The organism is Nostoc spongiaeforme FACHB-130, assembly GCF_014698475.1.
In the GTDB taxonomy this organism is placed as follows: domain Bacteria; phylum Cyanobacteriota; class Cyanobacteriia; order Cyanobacteriales; family Nostocaceae; genus Nostoc_B; species Nostoc_B spongiaeforme.
The window spans coordinates 247,835-264,789 of record NZ_JACJTB010000002.1; the positions used below are offsets into that span (position 1 = coordinate 247,835).

The window sequence follows — 16,955 nt, forward strand, 5'->3', positions numbered from 1 at the left end:
TTTTAAGCAGCGACAGAGATTTTCTCTTGTTCACGAGCATCGACTACTAAGACTAAGCATAAAGCTGCGATCGCTTTTTGCCATTCTTTTCGGACTACTGCATTTTCTACGCCGTCAAACAACCCTATCAGGTGAGGAACTGAAGCTTCTAAAGCTAGACGTGGTACTGGACGATGTAATTCAACTAAGTGAGTTAAACTTTCTTGATTGTTCACAAAACCAATTACCCACGCAGTTGCATGATCTGGACTGTCGGGAACACGTTTAACACCCAACTCGTTTTTTAACCAATTGTAAAAAGGTGGTAATTCTTGGGCTAAAACTGCTCCGGCTGTGGGTAATGTTTCTTTGAGCAATTTAATATCTAAACCTGCTAATTCTTGTTGCAATTCTGGCAAATTCAGTACTTCATTCAGTGATTTTGACAGGATAGATTCTAGTTGTGCTTGGGAAAGATTTAGGTGTTGGGCGAATGTTGTAAGTAGCAAACTCATACTTTAATCCTCTAGAAATTACTAGTTCACTTTTGCTACCTTTTAGCAAAAAAATTATGCTCAAAATATAGATAAACTTTAGGGAAAATTTTAGTATCTCCGGGAAGATAGCATTGTAGTTAAAGTTATAAATTCGCGTTCAATCATTCATGAAAAAAATATCCCCGACTTTTTTAAAAAGTCGGGGATATAAATCTGGCAATTATTTTGTTCGTCTGCAATACTTTTTAGATAGATGATGTGGTAATTAATTTGACGGTAGAGCTTTTTTACCAGGTAAAAATTCAGGGTTTTCTAAAGGCGGCTGCTGAATTACAGGTGTTTTTGCTGGAGTAATTTTGAGGATCCTTTCGGGAGAAGAAATACTATTTGTTGATAAAAATTCTATTTCTCGTTCAAACTTGTCTCTTCCCTCACGGAAAAATTCTGCCTCTCGCGGATGGTAAATGCCGTTAGCTACAGTTTCAGGAGTTTGTTGAGCATTAACTGGAGTAATTAAGGACAATGCGCCTGTAGTGACGACTGTAGCTATGAGAAGGCGGGAGGATGTGGAAGATTTTATCTTTTTCATAGTATGCCAATCAGAGCTAGACAAGATAGCATATACTGAGCATCGACGTTTGAACGCCAATGATTTGTTGTGCAACCAGTTGACTTTACCACCCTGACTTCTGCTTGTAGCGAACTACGCGCTTACTGGCTGCCATCGCGTTTAGAACAAGTTTATCAGCGCGATCGCTACACTATTTCTATCGCATTACGCACCCTGAAACAACGGGGTTGGCTGGAAATTTCTTGGCATCCCCAAGCTGCACGGATTTGTATTGGTGATCCGCCGCCGCGATCACCTGATACTTTTACCTTTAGTCAGCAACTAGTACATCAATTGGGCGGCTTGGCTTTAATTGCGATTGAAGCGATCGCACCTTGGGAAAGGGCGATTGATTTACAGTTTGCCCGTCGTCCAGGAGAATCTGCCCTGTATCACTTGTATGTGGAAATTATGGGCAAATACAGCAATGCGATTTTGACTGATGCTAATAATTTCATCATTACGGCTGCCCATCAAGTTAGTGAACAGCAATCGAGTGTCCGACCAATTCAAACTGGACAGCTTTACGAATTTCCCCCCAAACTCACAGGCCCGGTTCCCAATTTGAGCGAATCTCAAGCACGTTGGCAAGAAAGGGTGAGTTTAGTTCCCGGTGCAATTAAGCGTCAACTGATCAAAAGTTATAGCGGTTTAAGTGCATCACTGGTAGATTCTCTGCTGTTGGCAGCGAGTATTGCACCAGACACAACTACTGATCAACTAAATTCTGAAGATTGGCAAAAACTCTTTGAATGTTGGCAAGAATGGCTACAAGCTTTAGATGTTGGTAAATTCCAACCAGCTTGGACAGCAACAGGTTACACCGTGATGGGTTGGGGTGCGGTTGCGCCAGTCAAAGATACTCAAATTTTGCTGAATAAGTATTATACTGACCAACTCAATCAACAGGTATTTGCTCAATTGCGCCATCAACTGAGTCAGAAGTTACAAAATATTCTGACGAAGTTAAAAGTCAAAGCCCAAGCCTTTATAACTCGGTTACAGCAATCAGATCAAGCGGATGATTATCGCCAAAAAGCAGATTTGTTGATGGCTAACTTGCAAAATTGGCAACCAGGAATGCAAGAAATCACCTTACCTGATTTTGAGACAGGTGAACCAGTGGCGATCGCACTTCAGCCAGATAAAAACGGTGTGCAGAATGCTCAAAATTTTTACAAGCAGCACCAAAAACTCAAACGCGCTCGTTTGGCAGTGGAACCGCTATTATTTGAAGTGCAGTCAGAGATTGATTATTTAGAGCAAGTAGAAGCTGCGATCGCGCAAATTGAAAACTACGAAACAGCCGAAGATTTGCAAGCTTTAGAAGAAATCCGCGATGAACTAATTGGACAAAAATATTTAGAAGATCCACAATACCGCGATCGTAACACTAACGAAACTGCTATCACCAACTTCCGCCGTTATCGTACTCCTAACGGTTGGGAAATCTTAATTGGTCGAAATAATCGCCAAAATGACCAATTAACTTTTCGGATAGCCGGAGATTATGACTTGTGGTTCCACGCCCAAGAAATTCCCGGAAGCCATATTCTCATGCGTTTAGAAGCGGGCGCTGTCCCCGATACCGATGATTTGCAATATGCAGCCAACCTCGCTGCCTACTACAGCCGCGCTCGTCAAAGTGACCAAGTACCAGTAGTTTACACTCAGCCCAAGTACGTCTACAAACCCAAAGGAGCCAAACCGGGAATTGCCATTTATAAACAAGAGCGCATTCTCTGGGGAAAACCACAGTTAGTCAATAGTCATTGAAGGAGGCAGGAGGCAGGAGTTATCAATTGCTATTCTTCTCCGTTGTCCCCCTTGTCTCCCTTGTCCCCCTAAATCCCTCTACCTTCCGGGTTAGTTGAAATATTCTCAAAGATGGAAGCCCATCCGAAATGGCTTTATCTTTTTTTAGTGAATTTTTAAGAAAAAACTGTGTTGGCTGTTACAATATTGTTAAGAAAAGTTGCCCGTTGCATTTTGGGAACGCGCAATCGGGTTTTAACTCTATTGAGAAGACAACGCGAAAAACATTTAATAGACCAGCTGTGGGAGGCTGGTCTTTTTATTTCTAAATGCTTAGAGTACTGCTTATTCAGGATTTGAGTATTATCACATATCTTGCACCAGGCGACTGGAAGTCACAGCTACACAGGCAAAACCCGCCTATGCGGGTTAAAAACCATTATAGTAAACAGTACGATTAAGAGTTACTGTATGCCTAATAGAGTAATCGCTTGTTCAAGATGTCCCTTGGCGTAATAGCGATTGAGTAACTTTTCCTGTTCCCATCTTTGTGGTGCTGGCATACATTTACCCTCCAGTGATGCTTTAATCAATGCTGCTTGGTGGTCAGTGGATTGTCCCATCTGATCTAGGGTGGTGCCAAGATGTTGCAACATTTCAAAAGTGGGTAAGCGTAAACCTTCACCGTCCTCTATCTGTTGTATCGCTAATAACGGAAATGCCATCAAGGTGCTGATGTAATTGTCCTTGTATGCGCCACTTGCCATTAGTCTTAGACCATAACGTAGGCATAAAGTTTTGAGTTGCTGAACTGTCAGAACTTCTAATTCTGTGCGGGTAAACAACATAAAATAGATATTGCCATTTTTACGAGTGGTATCAGTGGTTAACAACTTTTCCAGGGTTAAGTAACCACTGATTAAAACTCTAATCGATTGGTTTCAATCGATTCAATTTATATTTACGTTTCTACATAAATGCCGAATCCTAGAGGAACACCTGAAAATTTAGAACCAGGACAAAGAAAAGGTGAGGAACCCTTAACAGAGCAAATCAGCTTTCGTGCAAGTAAAGACATGAAAGATGCAGTGAAAGCACAACCCGACCCAGCACAATTTTGTAGGGATGCGGTACAAGAAAAATTAGATAAACAGAAACAATCGGATTGATACCCTTCTGAGAAAGTGTCATTTGAGATCAGATTTAAACTGACATCTCACCGGAGGCTGGTCTTTTTATTCCAAAATGCTTACTACTAAATATATCTTTTGGCACTAGTGAATTAACTGAGAAAAATACCATGATGCTATCTGGCAGATGACTGAAAAATGTTGACTTGATGACATTTGCAGTTGTTAAACACTTATCCAGAACATCATTTAAGCGGAGGATGCTGTGTGAAAATTGGCGCTCACTACTTAGGTAACGGCGAGTGTGAGTTTACTGTTTGGTCTCCCACACTAAACAGCGTTGCGGTAGAGATTTTAACACCAGAGTCGCAGTTAATTCCGCTAAAACCGCAAGTAGAGGGATATTGGCAAGTAAAAGTCAATGATGTGTATCCAGGTACATTGTATCGATATCAGTTAAATGAGCAAGAAGCTTTTGCTGACCCGGCTTCGCAGTTTCAACCCCAGGGAGTTCACGGTGCTTCTGTGGTTGTAGATCATCATTTTGAGTGGACAGATACAACCTGGACTGGTATTCCCTTAGAATCGATGATTTTTTATGAACTCCATGTCGGGACATTCACACCGGAAGGAACCTTTGCTGCAATTATTCCCCGTTTACCAGAACTGCGGGAGTTAGGAATTAACGCGATTGAAATTATGCCCATTGCCCAATTTCCGGGCGATGATCATATTCAGCCTGATTTGGCATATCGCAATTGGGGATATGATGGCGTTTATCTTTATGCGGTACAAAATTCCTACGGTAGTCCCGCCGATTTCAAGCAATTTGTGAATGCTTGTCACGCAAATGGTATTGCTGTAGTGCTGGATGTGGTTTATAACCACTTTGGCCCAGAGGGTAATTATATGGGTCAATTTGCGCCCTATTTTACTAAAACTTATAAGACACCTTGGGGCAACGCGATGAATTTCGATGATGCTTATAGCCAAGGTGTGCGAAATTATTTTATTCAAAATGCTTTGTATTGGTTGGGAGATTTTCATATAGATGCTTTGCGCCTAGATGCAATTCAAGCAATTTATGATTTGGGTGCAAAGCATTTTTTAGGGGAATTGGCGGAAGTTGTGCATAACTTTTGTCAAGGGGGGACATGGAAACGTTATTTAATTGCAGAAAGTGACTTGAATAACCCGCAAGTTGTGCGTCCGCCAGAATTGGGAGGATATGGAATTGATGCACAGTGGAGTGATGATTTCCACCACGCATTACATACATTGTTAACAGGCGATCGCCAAGGGTATTATCAAGATTTCGGTAAGTGTGCGGATTTAGCTAAAGCTTACCAAGATACTTTTGTCTACGATTGGCGGTATGCACCCCACCGTAAGCGTTTTCATGGGATATCTTGCCGCGATCGCCCATTATCTCAGTTTTCAGTCTGTATTCAAAATCACGACCAAATTGGTAATCAAATGAAGGGGGAACGCTTATCTGAGCGAATTTCCTTTGCTGGTTTGAAATTAGCGGCTGGTGCTGTATTGTTATCACCTTACTTACCGTTACTATTCATGGGTGAAGAATATGGCGAAACTGCACCTTTTATCTATTTTGTCAGCCACTCTGACCCTGAATTGATTCAAGCTGTGCGTGCTGGACGTAAGCAAGAGTTTGAGGCGTTCCACTATGCAGAAGACCCACCAGATCCTGAATCTGCGGAGACATTTCTGCGGTGTAAACTTAACTGGGAATTGCGTCACCAAGGACAACATAAGGTTTTATGGGATTGGTATCGTCAGTTAATTCATTTACGCCAAACTCATCCCGCGTTGTTGAATTTTGACCGCGACAGTATTGCAGCAACTAGTGACGAAGACAAAAAAGTAGTTGTTGTGCGGCGTTGGTGCGAGTCGGGTGAGGTGGTATTTGCGATGAATTTTAATTCCTCATCGGTGGCGGTGAGTTTACCAATTCAGCAAAGTGCGCGGAAGTTATTAGACTCAGCCGATACTGTATGGTCTGGTGAAGGTTCTCAAGCTGCTGATAAACTCGCGGTGGGGGATGAGGTTGTGTTGGCGGCTATGAGTTTAGTTTTGTATAGCAATCCTAAATGAGTCGTGAAAAACATAGATATGGAAACGAACCGCAAAGGACGCAAAGGACACAAAGGGAAGAAAGAAGAAAAAGATATAGAAATTTTACAAATGATTTAGGACTGCTATAACGCAGAGTTACGTGAAGTCAACGCGGAGGGGCGTAGAGTGTTTTCCCCCAAACCTCTTTTTCAACCTATTTATATCAAGTAAAAATATTATGCGAATCCCAAAAGTAACTTATAGAATTCAGTTTACACCCCAGTTTGGTTTTGAGGATGCTAGAGCGATCGCATCCTATTTATCAGATTTAGGCATTTCTGATTTGTATGCTTCGCCAATTTTTAAGGCGAGAACTGGGAGTACACATGGTTATGATGTGGTGGATGCTTCACAGTTAAATCCGCAATTGGGAACTCAGGACGATTTTGCGGCTTTAGTGGCAGAATTACAAGCTTTGGGGATGGGTTGGCTACAAGATATTGTGCCTAACCACATGGCATATAGTAGCGAAAACCCCTATTTAATGGATGTGTTGGAACATGGTGCAGATTCTAGTTATACCGATTATTTTGATGTTTGTTGGAAATCGCCTTTTGCTAACAGCCAAGAGCGCATTCTTGCACCATTGTTAGGTGATTTTTATGGCGAAGCTCTGGAAAAGGGAGATATTCAACTCCAATATGAACAGAATGGTTTAACTGTTAACTATTACAGCTTAAAATTACCATTGCGTTTAGAATCTTATAGCAAATTTTTGACTTACAATCTTGGTAAACTCACCCGCACATTGGGGAGAAATCATCCTGATTTTATTAAACTTTTAGGCGTTCTCTACATTCTCAAAAGTGTGCCTTCGGAAGTTACTGGTAAACAGCGTCAAGACCAAATTGCTTTTATCAAAGGTTTGATTTGGGAACTCTACAGCACTAATGATGATATCCGGGAATTTATTACGGAGAATCTGAAAATTTTCAATGGCGAATCAGGTAATTCGGAAAGTTTTAACTTACTCGATGACTTACTCAACGACCAGTTTTATCGTCTCGCCTTCTGGAAAGTTGGCGCGGAGGAAATGAACTATCGCCGTTTCTTTACTGTTAACGAACTTATCTCAGTGAAAGTTGAAGAAATGCGCGTGTTTAACAACACTCATAGTTTAATTCACAAGCTAGTAGAAGATGGCGTATTCACTGGCTTAAGAATTGACCACATTGATGGACTATACAACCCAACGCAGTATTTAGAAAGACTGCACGAAAAAATGGGTGATGTTTATATCACTGTCGAGAAGATTTTAGAACTCACGGAAGATTTACCAAACAATTGGCAGATTCAAGGTACTTCGGGATATGATTTTTTGAATTATGTCAATGGTGTATTTTGTCAAGCACAAAATCAAGCGGTATTTAATAAAATTTACCATTCATTTATCGGTGCAAGGGTCAATTATCCATCACTGGTTAAAGAGAAAAAGCATCTGATATTAGAAAAAAATCTAGCGGGTGATGTTGATAATTTAGCTAGTTTGCTCAAGAATATTGCCAGCAAATATCGCTATGGTAATGATTTTACATTGAATGGTTTGAAGCGTGCGATCGCAGAACTTCTCACTCTCTTCCCCATCTACCGTACTTATATCACGCCCGATGCAATTTCCGACACAGATAAAACTTGTATTCAAGAAGTAATTAACACGGCAAGAAAACAAGTACCTTTGTTGCAACATGAAATGAACTTTTTAGAAAAAGTCTTGCTGTTGCAGTTTGATGAATCTCTCAGCCAAACAGAAAAAGACCAGTGGATTTATTTTGTCTTGCGGATGCAGCAATACACTGGCCCACTCATGGCTAAAGGTGTGGAAGATACTACTTTATATGTTTACAACCGTCTAATTTCACTGAATGAAGTCGGCGGAAACCCCAGTCATTTTGGTATTACTATTGAGCAATTTCATAACTTTAACCATCAACACCAACACAACTGGCCTCACACCATGAACGCCACCGCCACCCATGATACCAAGCGCGGCGAAGATGTCAGAGCAAGGTTAAATGTGTTGTCAGAAATTCCTCAAGAATGGGAACAACAAGTAAATCATTGGAGTGAAATCAATCAATCACATCGTAGCTTAGTCGATCGCAACGATGAATACTTCCTCTATCAAACCCTAGTTGGCACATTTCCCTTTGCAGAACATGAACAAGCTTCTTTCGTGGAACGAGTGCAAGAATACATGATTAAAGCCATCCGGGAAGCAAAAGTTCACACCGCATGGTTACGCCCCGATAACGAGTATGAAGCAGCTTGTACCACCTTTGTGCAGAAAATACTTGACCCCAACTTATCGCGGCACTTTTTAGATAACTTCCGTCCCTTTCAACAAAAAATTGCCGAATATGGCATATTTAATTCTCTTTCCCAAACCCTCCTGAAGATTACTGCGCCTGGTGTACCCGACTTCTACCAAGGAACAGAACTTTGGGATTTCAGCTTAGTTGACCCCGATAACCGCCGTCCCGTAGATTTTGAATTACGACGTAGTTATTTGAGTACTATCCAAGCACAAATCAAAACCGATATTCTCGACTGCATTCCCGAACTACTAACTCAGAAAACCGACGGTAGAATCAAACTGTTTTTAACACTGCAAGCACTCAAAGCCAGAACAAAATATCTCTCATTATTCCAAAACGGCGAATATCAACCACTAGAAGTCCACGGAACCCACGCCAACCATATCATCGCCTTTGCCCGCCAACATGACAAGCAAACCGCGATCGCCATTGTCCCCTGTTTCCTCACCAGCCTCACCCCACCCGGAAAACCCCCACTAGGCGAGTCAGTATGGCAAGATACACACCTAAAACTCCCCGCCAAAACTTGGCAAAACCTCCTTACCCACCAAACTCTACAAACTGGAGACACTCTCCCCATCTCCCAAACCCTTTCCCACTTCCCAGTAGCCCTATTAATTGCTGAGTAAAATCTTCCATCCTTTGCGTCTTTGCGCCTTTGCGTGAGGTACAACCTATGACTATACAACTCACCACACAAACACAAGTCCGCACCTACATCAAACAAACCTGGAAAACCCTCACCCGTTCCCATCAACACTTACTAGAATCAGCCCAAGACACCAAACTAGAACACCCACCCAATACCCCGTGGCTAGTTTACATATCTCCCCAAGAAGACTGTAATACAGTCAAGGCTGTGTTAGAGCGATCGCTATCTGCAACCGAAATGCAGCAAATCGAAATTCGCACTTTACCCAACGAAGTTGCAGATATTCAAGAACACGGCTTGTTATATCTTCCCGGCGCTTATGTCGTCCCTGGTGGACGTTTTAACGAGATGTATGGCTGGGACAGCTATTTTATTTTGTTGGGCTTACTGCGGGATGAAGAATGGGAATTAGCTCAAAGTCAAGTTGATCAATTACTTTATCAAGTCCAGCATTACGGTACTATCCTCAATGCCAACCGTACCTATATGCTGACGCGATCGCAACCCCCTGTTTTAAGTTTGATGGTGCTGGCGTTGTTTCAACATACCCAAGACATAGCATGGTTAAAATCAACTTTGCCCTTATTAGAACAGTTTTATTACTACTGGGTAGTACCGCCGCATCTCAATCCCGCCACAGGTTTATCGCGGTATTTTGCTTTAGGAGAAGGGCCAGCACCCGAAGTTTTGTTTTCGGAACAAGATGAAGCCGGACGCAGCCACTACGAACGTGTCAAGGAATATTATCAAAAATTCGAGATTGATGATTATGATGTGAGTTTGTATTATGACCGCGAAAAAGACGAACTCACAGACTTATTTTACAAAGGCGATCGCTCTATGCGTGAGTCTGGATTTGATATAACCAACCGCTTTGGCCCCTTCAGCGTTGATATCATCCACTATGCGCCTGTTTGTTTAAATAGTTTGCTGTATCAAATGGAGCAAGACTTGGCGCAAATTCACGATATTTTAGGTAATCCAGACCTAGGAAAACAATGGAGCGATCGCGCCAGTCTTCGCCGTGAGCGTATCAATCAATACCTATGGGATGAAGGAACAGGACTTTACCTAGACTATAATTTCCATAGTGGCGATCGCCGTCATTACGAATTTGCTACCACCTTCTATCCTCTCTGGACAGGACTTGCTTCACCCACCCAAGCCGAAAGAATCGTCCAAAATTTACCAACATTCGCCGCGCCGGGGGGAATTTTTACCAGTTCCCACGTCACAGGAAATCAATGGGATGCACCTTTTGGCTGGTCTCCCCTCACATTAATTGCTGTCCTGGGACTGCGCCGCTATGGATATCATACGGAAAGCCAAGATATTGCTGATAAATTCCTCGCTATGGCGATGAAAGAATTTACCAGATTTGGTTTTTTCGTCGAAAAATATGACGTTGAGCGTTGTTCTGCTCAAGTTTCCGATGAAATTTGCTTTGGTTACAGTTCTAATGAAATAGGTTTCGGTTGGACTAATGGCGTGATTTTAGAACTTTTAGCTTTGGGTTACGGTGAGGGTGTAATGTAATATCGTGTCCGGTAAAAGACTTCTCATAAAGACCGCAGGGAGCAGGGGGAGAAAGAGTTTTGTCTTTCTGCTCAAATGTGCTGAATTATAACTGATTTGCCGGACATGATAATAAGTGAACAAAAACCCTGCCTCCTTCATCAAGATGATGGTGGAATCAAGCTGGCGGTTTTAGCGACACTATCCCAAACTATCCAAGCGCAGGACTTATCTACATCATCGGCATTGTTGGTAACTTTAAAATAGATTTTATCTCCACCTTTCGGTTCAATGGCAAAATCAGCATTTTGAGCATAAACAACTTTGAAACCTCTATCACGCAAGCAGTACATCGCCCAAGCTTTGAGTGATTGCTTGTATGGTTCGTGGGGAATGGGTGGTTTTGTGAGTGCTGTTTCGATGACTTGAAATATCTGCATTGTGATAGTAATTCGGTTTGATTGTTGAAATTATCTGTAAAGGCTGGGAGTAGGGAATAGGGAGTAGGGAGTAGGAAAGAGTATTTTTTTCAGCAATCAAATATGAGACATATATGAAATAAAGGGAAAAGAGAAATCCGGTTTAGAAAAAGACTTAGGACTCAGGACTCAGTACTCATAACTCAGCACTTTATTTTCAGGTTGAGGATCGCAACGAATTTCAATCATAAATCCATCAGGGTCATAAAAGTAGATACCTTTACCTGTAGGACGAGTAACTGGGCCATGTGCGATCGCTACTTTATTCTCTTCTAAAACAGCTAGTGCCGTCTCAAATAATCGCGGATCGATATCAAACGCTAGATGATAGGCTCTTGTAAAACTCTGTTCTGGGTCTGGATGGGGCGGATTGAGATCCGGTGTCCAAAATAAATCTAAAATTACACCATCGGGAGTTACAAAATTGGCAACTTTCCCTTCAGCGACAAGTTCCACCAGCGTTGCAGGGACTTGCTTACCCGTCAATTCATGTAAGCCTAAAATCTTACCGTAAAAGTGACGCGAAGCTTGCATATCTTTGACATTGAGAGCAATGTGATGCACTTTCCGCAAATGTCCAGGAGCAAGGATACTTTTCATACAACAGCTAGATAAGAGGGTAGAATAAATTTCCTTACTAGGGTAGAAGTTTAACTCTAAAACAGAGTTTACTTGAATTTATATCTGGCATCTAGCCCTAAAGAATGAAATTTATCTGCGGTATTCATCGCCACAATCGCCAATGATTCTGTATAAATCGCGGGATTTTTGCGAGACTTGCTCGATGCGATCGCAATCTTCCTGAGCTAAACTAAAACCAAATACTTTGGCGTTATTTTCAATATGTTCCGATACACCCAGCCTTGCGCCAACAATCACACCTCCGACGGCTGGTTTATCTAAAATATAACGCACAGCAACATTCGCAATACTCACACCATACTTATCAGCAATTTCTTTCAACGTCACCAGCAATTCTTGAAATAATTGCCAACCACCCCAAGCATCAATCATATTTTTGTATTTACGTAAGCTGGCTGTACCTAAATCAAAGTTTCGGGGTTCCGACTGACCTAAATATTTCTCTGATAAGAAACCACCGCAAACTGTCCCGTAAGTTAACAGTTTAATGTTATGTTCCTGACAAAATTCTACCATTGCCACTTCTGGACGGCGGTCAACTAAAGAAAACTGCACTTGATTAGAAACAATTTTAATCCCTGCATTGACGATAATTTGCAGATGTTTTGTATCAAAATTTGTCAAAGCCAAATGCTTTATTTTGCCCTCAGTTTGCAATTCTGCCATAAACTTCAGAGCATCTAAATAATTTTTATCATTATATTCCCACCAGTGAAATTGCATTAAATCTAAAGATTCAACCTGCATTCTCCGCAAGGAAATATTAACATTTTCCTCAACAACTTTTTTCGTCATTTTTCGGGGACGAGGAACCCATTTTGTAAAAGCTTGTAAGTTAGCTAAAGCTTCTTTACCTCTAGTTGCAATGAGTTGATGGCGAAATTCTCCAATAAAATCTTCAGCCGGGCCATAATGATCAGCTAAATCCCAGGTAGTAAAACCTGCATCCAGATATTGAAACATAGCTTGTATTGCCGCTTGTGGTTGAATATGTCCATGTGCGCCAGATACTTGCCACATTCCATTTAATATCCGACAAATGTTTAAATCAGAAGTTAGTTGTAGACGACTTTCTGTAGGTAGTAGCACCATATATAGTAATCCGATTTGATTTTTGAAATTATCTGTAAAGGCTGGGAGTAGGAAGTAGGGAGTAGGGAGTAGAACAAATATGATTCATATAATTGAATTGATAATTATCTAACGCCAATCTTTGGCTGCTTGTTCTAGAACATAAGCCGCAACATCATGAATTTCTTGTTCATTCAGGCGGTCTTTGTAAGCAGACATATTACTTTTACCATTGGTAACAATAGATGTAATTGCCTCTATAGAATCCATATTATATTTCTTGAGGGCTTGCTTTTTTAAATTTTTTCCGCGTCTGATAATGTTACTGCCATTAATATGACAGCCAGCACAATGTACGCTAAATATTTGTGCGCCGTTAGCCGTGTCACTGGCATTTGCTGGCAAGGTAAAAGTGGTGGTAAATAACAAGAGAATTAAACATACTATCTGCATCATTTTGAGCAGGTTAATTCTCATTAACTTAATTTGTGCTTTGGTGGTGATCATTGCTTGAGAGTGACTGTAATCTTAAATTTTATCTTCTCATAATTATGTGCATAGCGATACCCGACATTTGCTATGTCAATAAAACCACGGATACAGACTGATATTTTATCATTTTCTATCTAAAGGAAGTGTCTATTCCCAATAGAATACGTCAGAATTTAGATGTCAAAGACAACTAAACTAAATAAATTTATCCAAATTAGCTAAATACACGAGTTGAAAATGGTTAAAAATATCAAAGAACAAATTCAAACTGACTTGAGACAAGCTAAAGAAACTGGTCAGTTACGGAGTGAGCGAGTACGAGAAATTGTCAAATCAGCAGTTTCGCAAGTAGCGGCTGAGTTGAAAGAAGGTTCAACAGAACTGCGGGGACTGGTTAAAGATGCGGTTGCGGCTGTGATTGAAACTCTGCAAGAAAGAGGAACTGAAATTAAAGAAGATGTGACAGCTTCGATTGAAGGTGCTTTGGAAGGCGTGAACCACAAAAGACACGAAACTATCATTCAAACTCAGTCAGAACTGCAAAGATTACAGGCGCAATTAGATAGTGAAGAAGAAAAACTTCAGCAAGATGTAGATGTGATATTAGCCGAGATTGAGGAAACAGGTAAACAAAATACGGCTGATACCAAAAATGTGATTGACTCGGCTGTTAATGCTGTCAAAAATAGTGATGAAGTGTCGTTACTAAGAAAACGTTACGCTCAGTTGCAAGCACAATTAGCCATTGTCCGCGCAAATTTAGCAGCACGTTATGGTGGTCGTTCTGACGAAATTCAAAATTATCTTAATGATGCCAGAAGTTGGTATGACCAAGCTCGTCCCCAAGCGGAAGTTTTAGCAACCCAAGTATCCCAGAAGCGATCGCAGTTAGAAGATAAACTAGGCGAAGCTGGTACAGCGATCGCTAAAAAAGAACTCCAACTCAAACAAACCTTACGCGAATTACTTTTAGCAACTGCTGATTTGTTTAAAGACAAGGAACCCGCAGATAAAAACTAGTACAATAAGGCAAAAGGAAAAAGTGAGCCACTGCGTTGGGCGGGTTTCCCGACTTGAAGCAAGTGGCGAACTCTGAAAGAGGCAAAAGGAAAAAGAAAGAATAACAATACCACAAGCCTTTTAGCAATTCCAGATAGTCTGTTTATTTACGCTGAACTGTACTAGATACCCATATCATAAGAACCCCAACTTCTTGAAGGAAGTCGGGGTTGTTAGTAAGTGCGATTTAGTTAACAACGTACTCATACAACAGCTATCTTCCGCTAGTCATCGCCATAACAGCATCAACTGTAATTTTCGGGAGAATACCTAAACTTGGTAGAAAATCTCCTCCTGCAAAAATTATCGGTAGGTCATCTCCTTGCCAAACCCATATTTGCTGACGAGCCAGGTCAATTAACCAAGCCAGTTGGGTTCCATTACTAAGACAGTGGAGAATCTTATTTTGTAAGTCTAAAGTGCTTTGGTCTGGTGAGCGAATTTCAATTAACCAATCTGGCGCTCCATTAAATGGGCCATCTGCATCACTCAGGCGATCGCCTGCAATAATCACAATATCTGGTACTGGTGAGTAAGGCGGTACAATACAACGTAGCTTCTGCACAGCTTCAAATTGATCGGTGCGATCGTTAATATAATTTACTAGGTTACGTTGTAGCCTGGAATAAAATAGGGTTGGCATTGTTTTTTGAACAACTCGCCCATCAATTAGTTCCAATGCAGGAGAAGCTTCTATTTGAGGTTGGGAAAGAAACTCTGCAAGCGAAATCTTAGTACTTGACTGGGGCATATCTTTTGACAAACCTTTACTATGCTTGCTTGCATAGCATCTAATTATATTTCATATTTGATATGCAATCAACACCATATTAGCTTAAGTAAGTGGAGCTATCTAAATACTAATAAAAACATAATAAAAAGGGTAGATTTTCATAGTCTACCCTTAATTGATTGTCCTTATTGAGAGAGGTTTGTTCGATGGAAAGATGTAGATTCTCTTACCTAATTTAGTAAGTGCCGCTATTTAATGCTTCTTCTCTCTTAGCCACTACCCACAGTGCATGAATACTGCCAGGAAGCCAACCAAGCAAAGTCAGCAGAATATTAATTACCAAAGTCGGGCCAACACCAACTGTTAGAAAAACGCCCAAAGGAGGCAATAAAAGAGCAAGTAAAAAGCGTAATAGTTTCATGGGTTTGTTGTTACTGTTTCAAATTGATTAACTCATATTGTCCAGAATTAACTTCATGACAAACTCTGTCTCAGGAATTATGTTAATTCTGCATAGTTTTTGCCGCCGATAATATTGCTACTATTGCTGAGGATTACCTTGAGGTAATTCACCTGTTTTTGAAGTGTTGCCTGTTAAAGACAGGTTTCTTTCAGCAAAGTAGTTACCAATGAAGGTGTTAGCTAAAGATAAAACAACTGGGCCGAGAATAAACGCGAGGATTCCATGTGCGCTAAACCCAGGTACTAAAAATGCTGCTAATGTGAAACAAATACCGTTCACAACCAGCGAAAATGCACCGAATGTTAACAGGTTTAATGGTAAAGATAGGGTAGAAAGAACTGGCTTGACAGAACTATTAAGTAAGCCAATGACAACAGCAGCAATTAACGCCGAAGGAAAGTTAGCAATATTAACACCAGGCACAACTAAGTCAACAATTAGTAAGCTGAGTGCTGTAGCTAGAGTGATAAGAAATGTTCCCAACATTTTTTTACCTAAAAAGTCAGTGATAGTTTGTTTGAATGTCTTGCTACTATCATTAACAATCTAGGAAGATTCAACCTCTCTTATAAGATAGATTCTGCTTCTACCAATTGACGGATTTTGGGGGAAATGTCGTAAATATAGGATAAAACTGACTCTAGCCTCTAATCCCTATTTTTACCACCAGCTATTACCTTTAGCCTCGCATTCACGCTTCGTAACATAATGGCGGTAGCGAAACATTGCTTCTAGTTGACTTTGTACTAGCCAACCACTAATAAATTCAACTGTATCTCCCCCTGGCATAGAGTAGGAAATTGCGTCTGTTAACTTGGTTTTACCATCTTCGGAGAGAAATTCATGGCGATGTATCCAAGTTTCAAAGGGGCCAGATATTTGTTCATCGACAAATAGGTGATATGGTTCGCATTGGGTGTGACGCGCTAACCAAGTTAAAGGTACTAATCCCAGAAACAAACGAAACTCTGTAATAGCACCTATTTGCAGTCCTCCCTCTCGCCGGACTACTTGGACTGGTTGCCAAGGTGGAGTTAGCATTTGCAGGATATCTGGTCTTTCGTGAAATTGCCAAACTACTTCTATTGGCGCATTAATTACAGATGAATGGTTGAAGTGCAGCATGAACAGCAAAACCTAAAACTCATACCAAGAAAAGATGATGGTGACAGATGGTATTAATACACCCAAGGGATACACAGCGATTCTAAATCTAAAATCCAAAATATATCAGCCTTCGTCGTATTCAGTATCGATTTCGATATCTAAGGTGTCCTCGTCAACCCGGATATACAAAATATTGGGGTTACAGCAAACTTGACAATCTTCAACATAAGATTGCTGTCCCCCCGCACTCAAGTCAATAAAGGTTAAGTTTGGTTCGCCGCAAAAGGCGCAGTAATACTCAGCAGTGGTTTGCATTCAAA

General features: G+C 40.9%; 18 protein-coding genes. 6 read left to right on the forward strand and 12 right to left on the reverse strand.

The features are described 5' to 3' along the window. Positions 1 to 2: 2 nt before the first annotated feature. Positions 3 to 494, reverse strand: coding sequence for a hypothetical protein (locus H6G74_RS03295; RefSeq protein WP_190966299.1), 492 nt, complete (start codon positions 492 to 494; stop codon positions 3 to 5). Positions 495 to 741: 247 nt separating this feature from the next. Then, on the reverse strand, positions 742 to 1,065 hold the full coding sequence (locus H6G74_RS03300; RefSeq protein ID WP_190966300.1) for a hypothetical protein: 324 nt from the start codon (positions 1,063 to 1,065) through the stop codon (positions 742 to 744). A gap of 69 nt (positions 1,066 to 1,134) precedes the next feature. On the opposite strand from H6G74_RS03300, the gene H6G74_RS03305 reads away from it, so the two are divergent. After that, on the forward strand, positions 1,135 to 2,862 hold the full coding sequence (locus H6G74_RS03305) for an Rqc2 family fibronectin-binding protein (RefSeq protein WP_190966301.1): 1,728 nt from the start codon (positions 1,135 to 1,137) through the stop codon (positions 2,860 to 2,862). A 443-nt stretch (positions 2,863 to 3,305) separates the two neighbouring features. On the opposite strand, the gene H6G74_RS03310 is transcribed toward H6G74_RS03305, so the two are convergent. Continuing rightward, on the reverse strand, positions 3,306 to 3,689 hold the full coding sequence (locus tag H6G74_RS03310) for a hypothetical protein (RefSeq protein WP_242051144.1): 384 nt from the start codon (positions 3,687 to 3,689) through the stop codon (positions 3,306 to 3,308). Between the two features lie 129 nt (positions 3,690 to 3,818). Here H6G74_RS03310 and H6G74_RS03315 point away from each other — a divergent pair, with 129 nt between their 5' ends. The 4 genes from H6G74_RS03315 to H6G74_RS03330 all read left to right on the forward strand — a co-directional run bounded on the left by H6G74_RS03315 (position 3,819) and on the right by H6G74_RS03330 (position 10,610). Further along, positions 3,819 to 4,010, forward strand: coding sequence for a hypothetical protein (locus H6G74_RS03315; RefSeq protein ID WP_190670692.1), 192 nt, complete (start codon positions 3,819 to 3,821; stop codon positions 4,008 to 4,010). A 228-nt stretch (positions 4,011 to 4,238) separates the two neighbouring features. Continuing rightward, a complete protein-coding gene (treZ, locus tag H6G74_RS03320; protein ID WP_190966302.1) occupies positions 4,239 to 6,086 on the forward strand; it encodes a malto-oligosyltrehalose trehalohydrolase in 1,848 nt (615 codons plus the stop codon). 199 nt (positions 6,087 to 6,285) lie between these two features. Beyond that, on the forward strand, positions 6,286 to 9,051 hold the full coding sequence (treY, locus tag H6G74_RS03325) for a malto-oligosyltrehalose synthase (protein WP_190966303.1): 2,766 nt from the start codon (positions 6,286 to 6,288) through the stop codon (positions 9,049 to 9,051). Between the two features lie 47 nt (positions 9,052 to 9,098). Then, positions 9,099 to 10,610 carry a trehalase family glycosidase gene (locus tag H6G74_RS03330; protein ID WP_190966304.1) on the forward strand — a complete coding sequence of 504 codons (1,512 nt, stop codon included), beginning with the start codon at positions 9,099 to 9,101 and terminating at the stop codon, positions 10,608 to 10,610. Between the two features lie 140 nt (positions 10,611 to 10,750). Here the strand turns inward: H6G74_RS03330 and H6G74_RS03335 are convergent, their stop codons facing one another. The 4 genes from H6G74_RS03335 to petJ form a co-directional block, all read right to left on the reverse strand. Beyond that, positions 10,751 to 11,029, reverse strand: coding sequence for a hypothetical protein (locus tag H6G74_RS03335; protein ID WP_190966305.1), 279 nt, complete (start codon positions 11,027 to 11,029; stop codon positions 10,751 to 10,753). Between the two features lie 168 nt (positions 11,030 to 11,197). Next, complete coding sequence (locus H6G74_RS03340; protein WP_190966306.1) at positions 11,198 to 11,668, reverse strand: VOC family protein; 471 nt, start codon at positions 11,666 to 11,668, stop codon at positions 11,198 to 11,200. 111 nt (positions 11,669 to 11,779) lie between these two features. Next, the gene (locus H6G74_RS03345) at positions 11,780 to 12,799 is read right to left on the reverse strand and encodes an aldo/keto reductase (protein ID WP_190966418.1); all 1,020 of its coding nucleotides are present in this window, start codon (positions 12,797 to 12,799) and stop codon (positions 11,780 to 11,782) included. A gap of 111 nt (positions 12,800 to 12,910) precedes the next feature. After that, the gene (petJ, locus tag H6G74_RS03350) at positions 12,911 to 13,234 is read right to left on the reverse strand and encodes a cytochrome c6 PetJ (RefSeq protein ID WP_390848918.1); all 324 of its coding nucleotides are present in this window, start codon (positions 13,232 to 13,234) and stop codon (positions 12,911 to 12,913) included. Positions 13,235 to 13,510: 276 nt separating this feature from the next. Between petJ and H6G74_RS03355 the strand changes: the two genes are divergently transcribed. After that, positions 13,511 to 14,293, forward strand: a complete 783-nt coding sequence (locus H6G74_RS03355; RefSeq protein WP_190966307.1) for a histidine kinase — start codon at positions 13,511 to 13,513, stop codon at positions 14,291 to 14,293. 253 nt (positions 14,294 to 14,546) lie between these two features. Here H6G74_RS03355 and H6G74_RS03360 read toward each other — a convergent pair whose 3' ends face one another. From H6G74_RS03360 to H6G74_RS03380, 5 genes are all read right to left on the reverse strand, one after another. Then, positions 14,547 to 15,083, reverse strand: coding sequence for a Uma2 family endonuclease (locus H6G74_RS03360; RefSeq protein WP_190966308.1), 537 nt, complete (start codon positions 15,081 to 15,083; stop codon positions 14,547 to 14,549). A 217-nt stretch (positions 15,084 to 15,300) separates the two neighbouring features. Beyond that, positions 15,301 to 15,486 (reverse strand): YqaE/Pmp3 family membrane protein, encoded by a 186-nt coding sequence (locus H6G74_RS03365; RefSeq protein WP_190966309.1) that lies wholly within the window; start codon positions 15,484 to 15,486, stop codon positions 15,301 to 15,303. A gap of 120 nt (positions 15,487 to 15,606) precedes the next feature. Beyond that, on the reverse strand, positions 15,607 to 16,014 hold the full coding sequence (locus H6G74_RS03370) for a phage holin family protein (protein WP_062287899.1): 408 nt from the start codon (positions 16,012 to 16,014) through the stop codon (positions 15,607 to 15,609). A 174-nt stretch (positions 16,015 to 16,188) separates the two neighbouring features. Further along, positions 16,189 to 16,653: an SRPBCC family protein gene (locus tag H6G74_RS03375; protein ID WP_190966310.1), complete on the reverse strand. Its 465-nt coding sequence runs from the start codon at positions 16,651 to 16,653 to the stop codon at positions 16,189 to 16,191. 105 nt (positions 16,654 to 16,758) lie between these two features. Continuing rightward, entirely contained in the window at positions 16,759 to 16,950 is a 192-nt protein-coding gene (locus H6G74_RS03380; RefSeq protein ID WP_062287893.1) for a CPXCG motif-containing cysteine-rich protein, read from the reverse strand. Between the last annotated feature and the right edge of the window lie 5 nt (positions 16,951 to 16,955).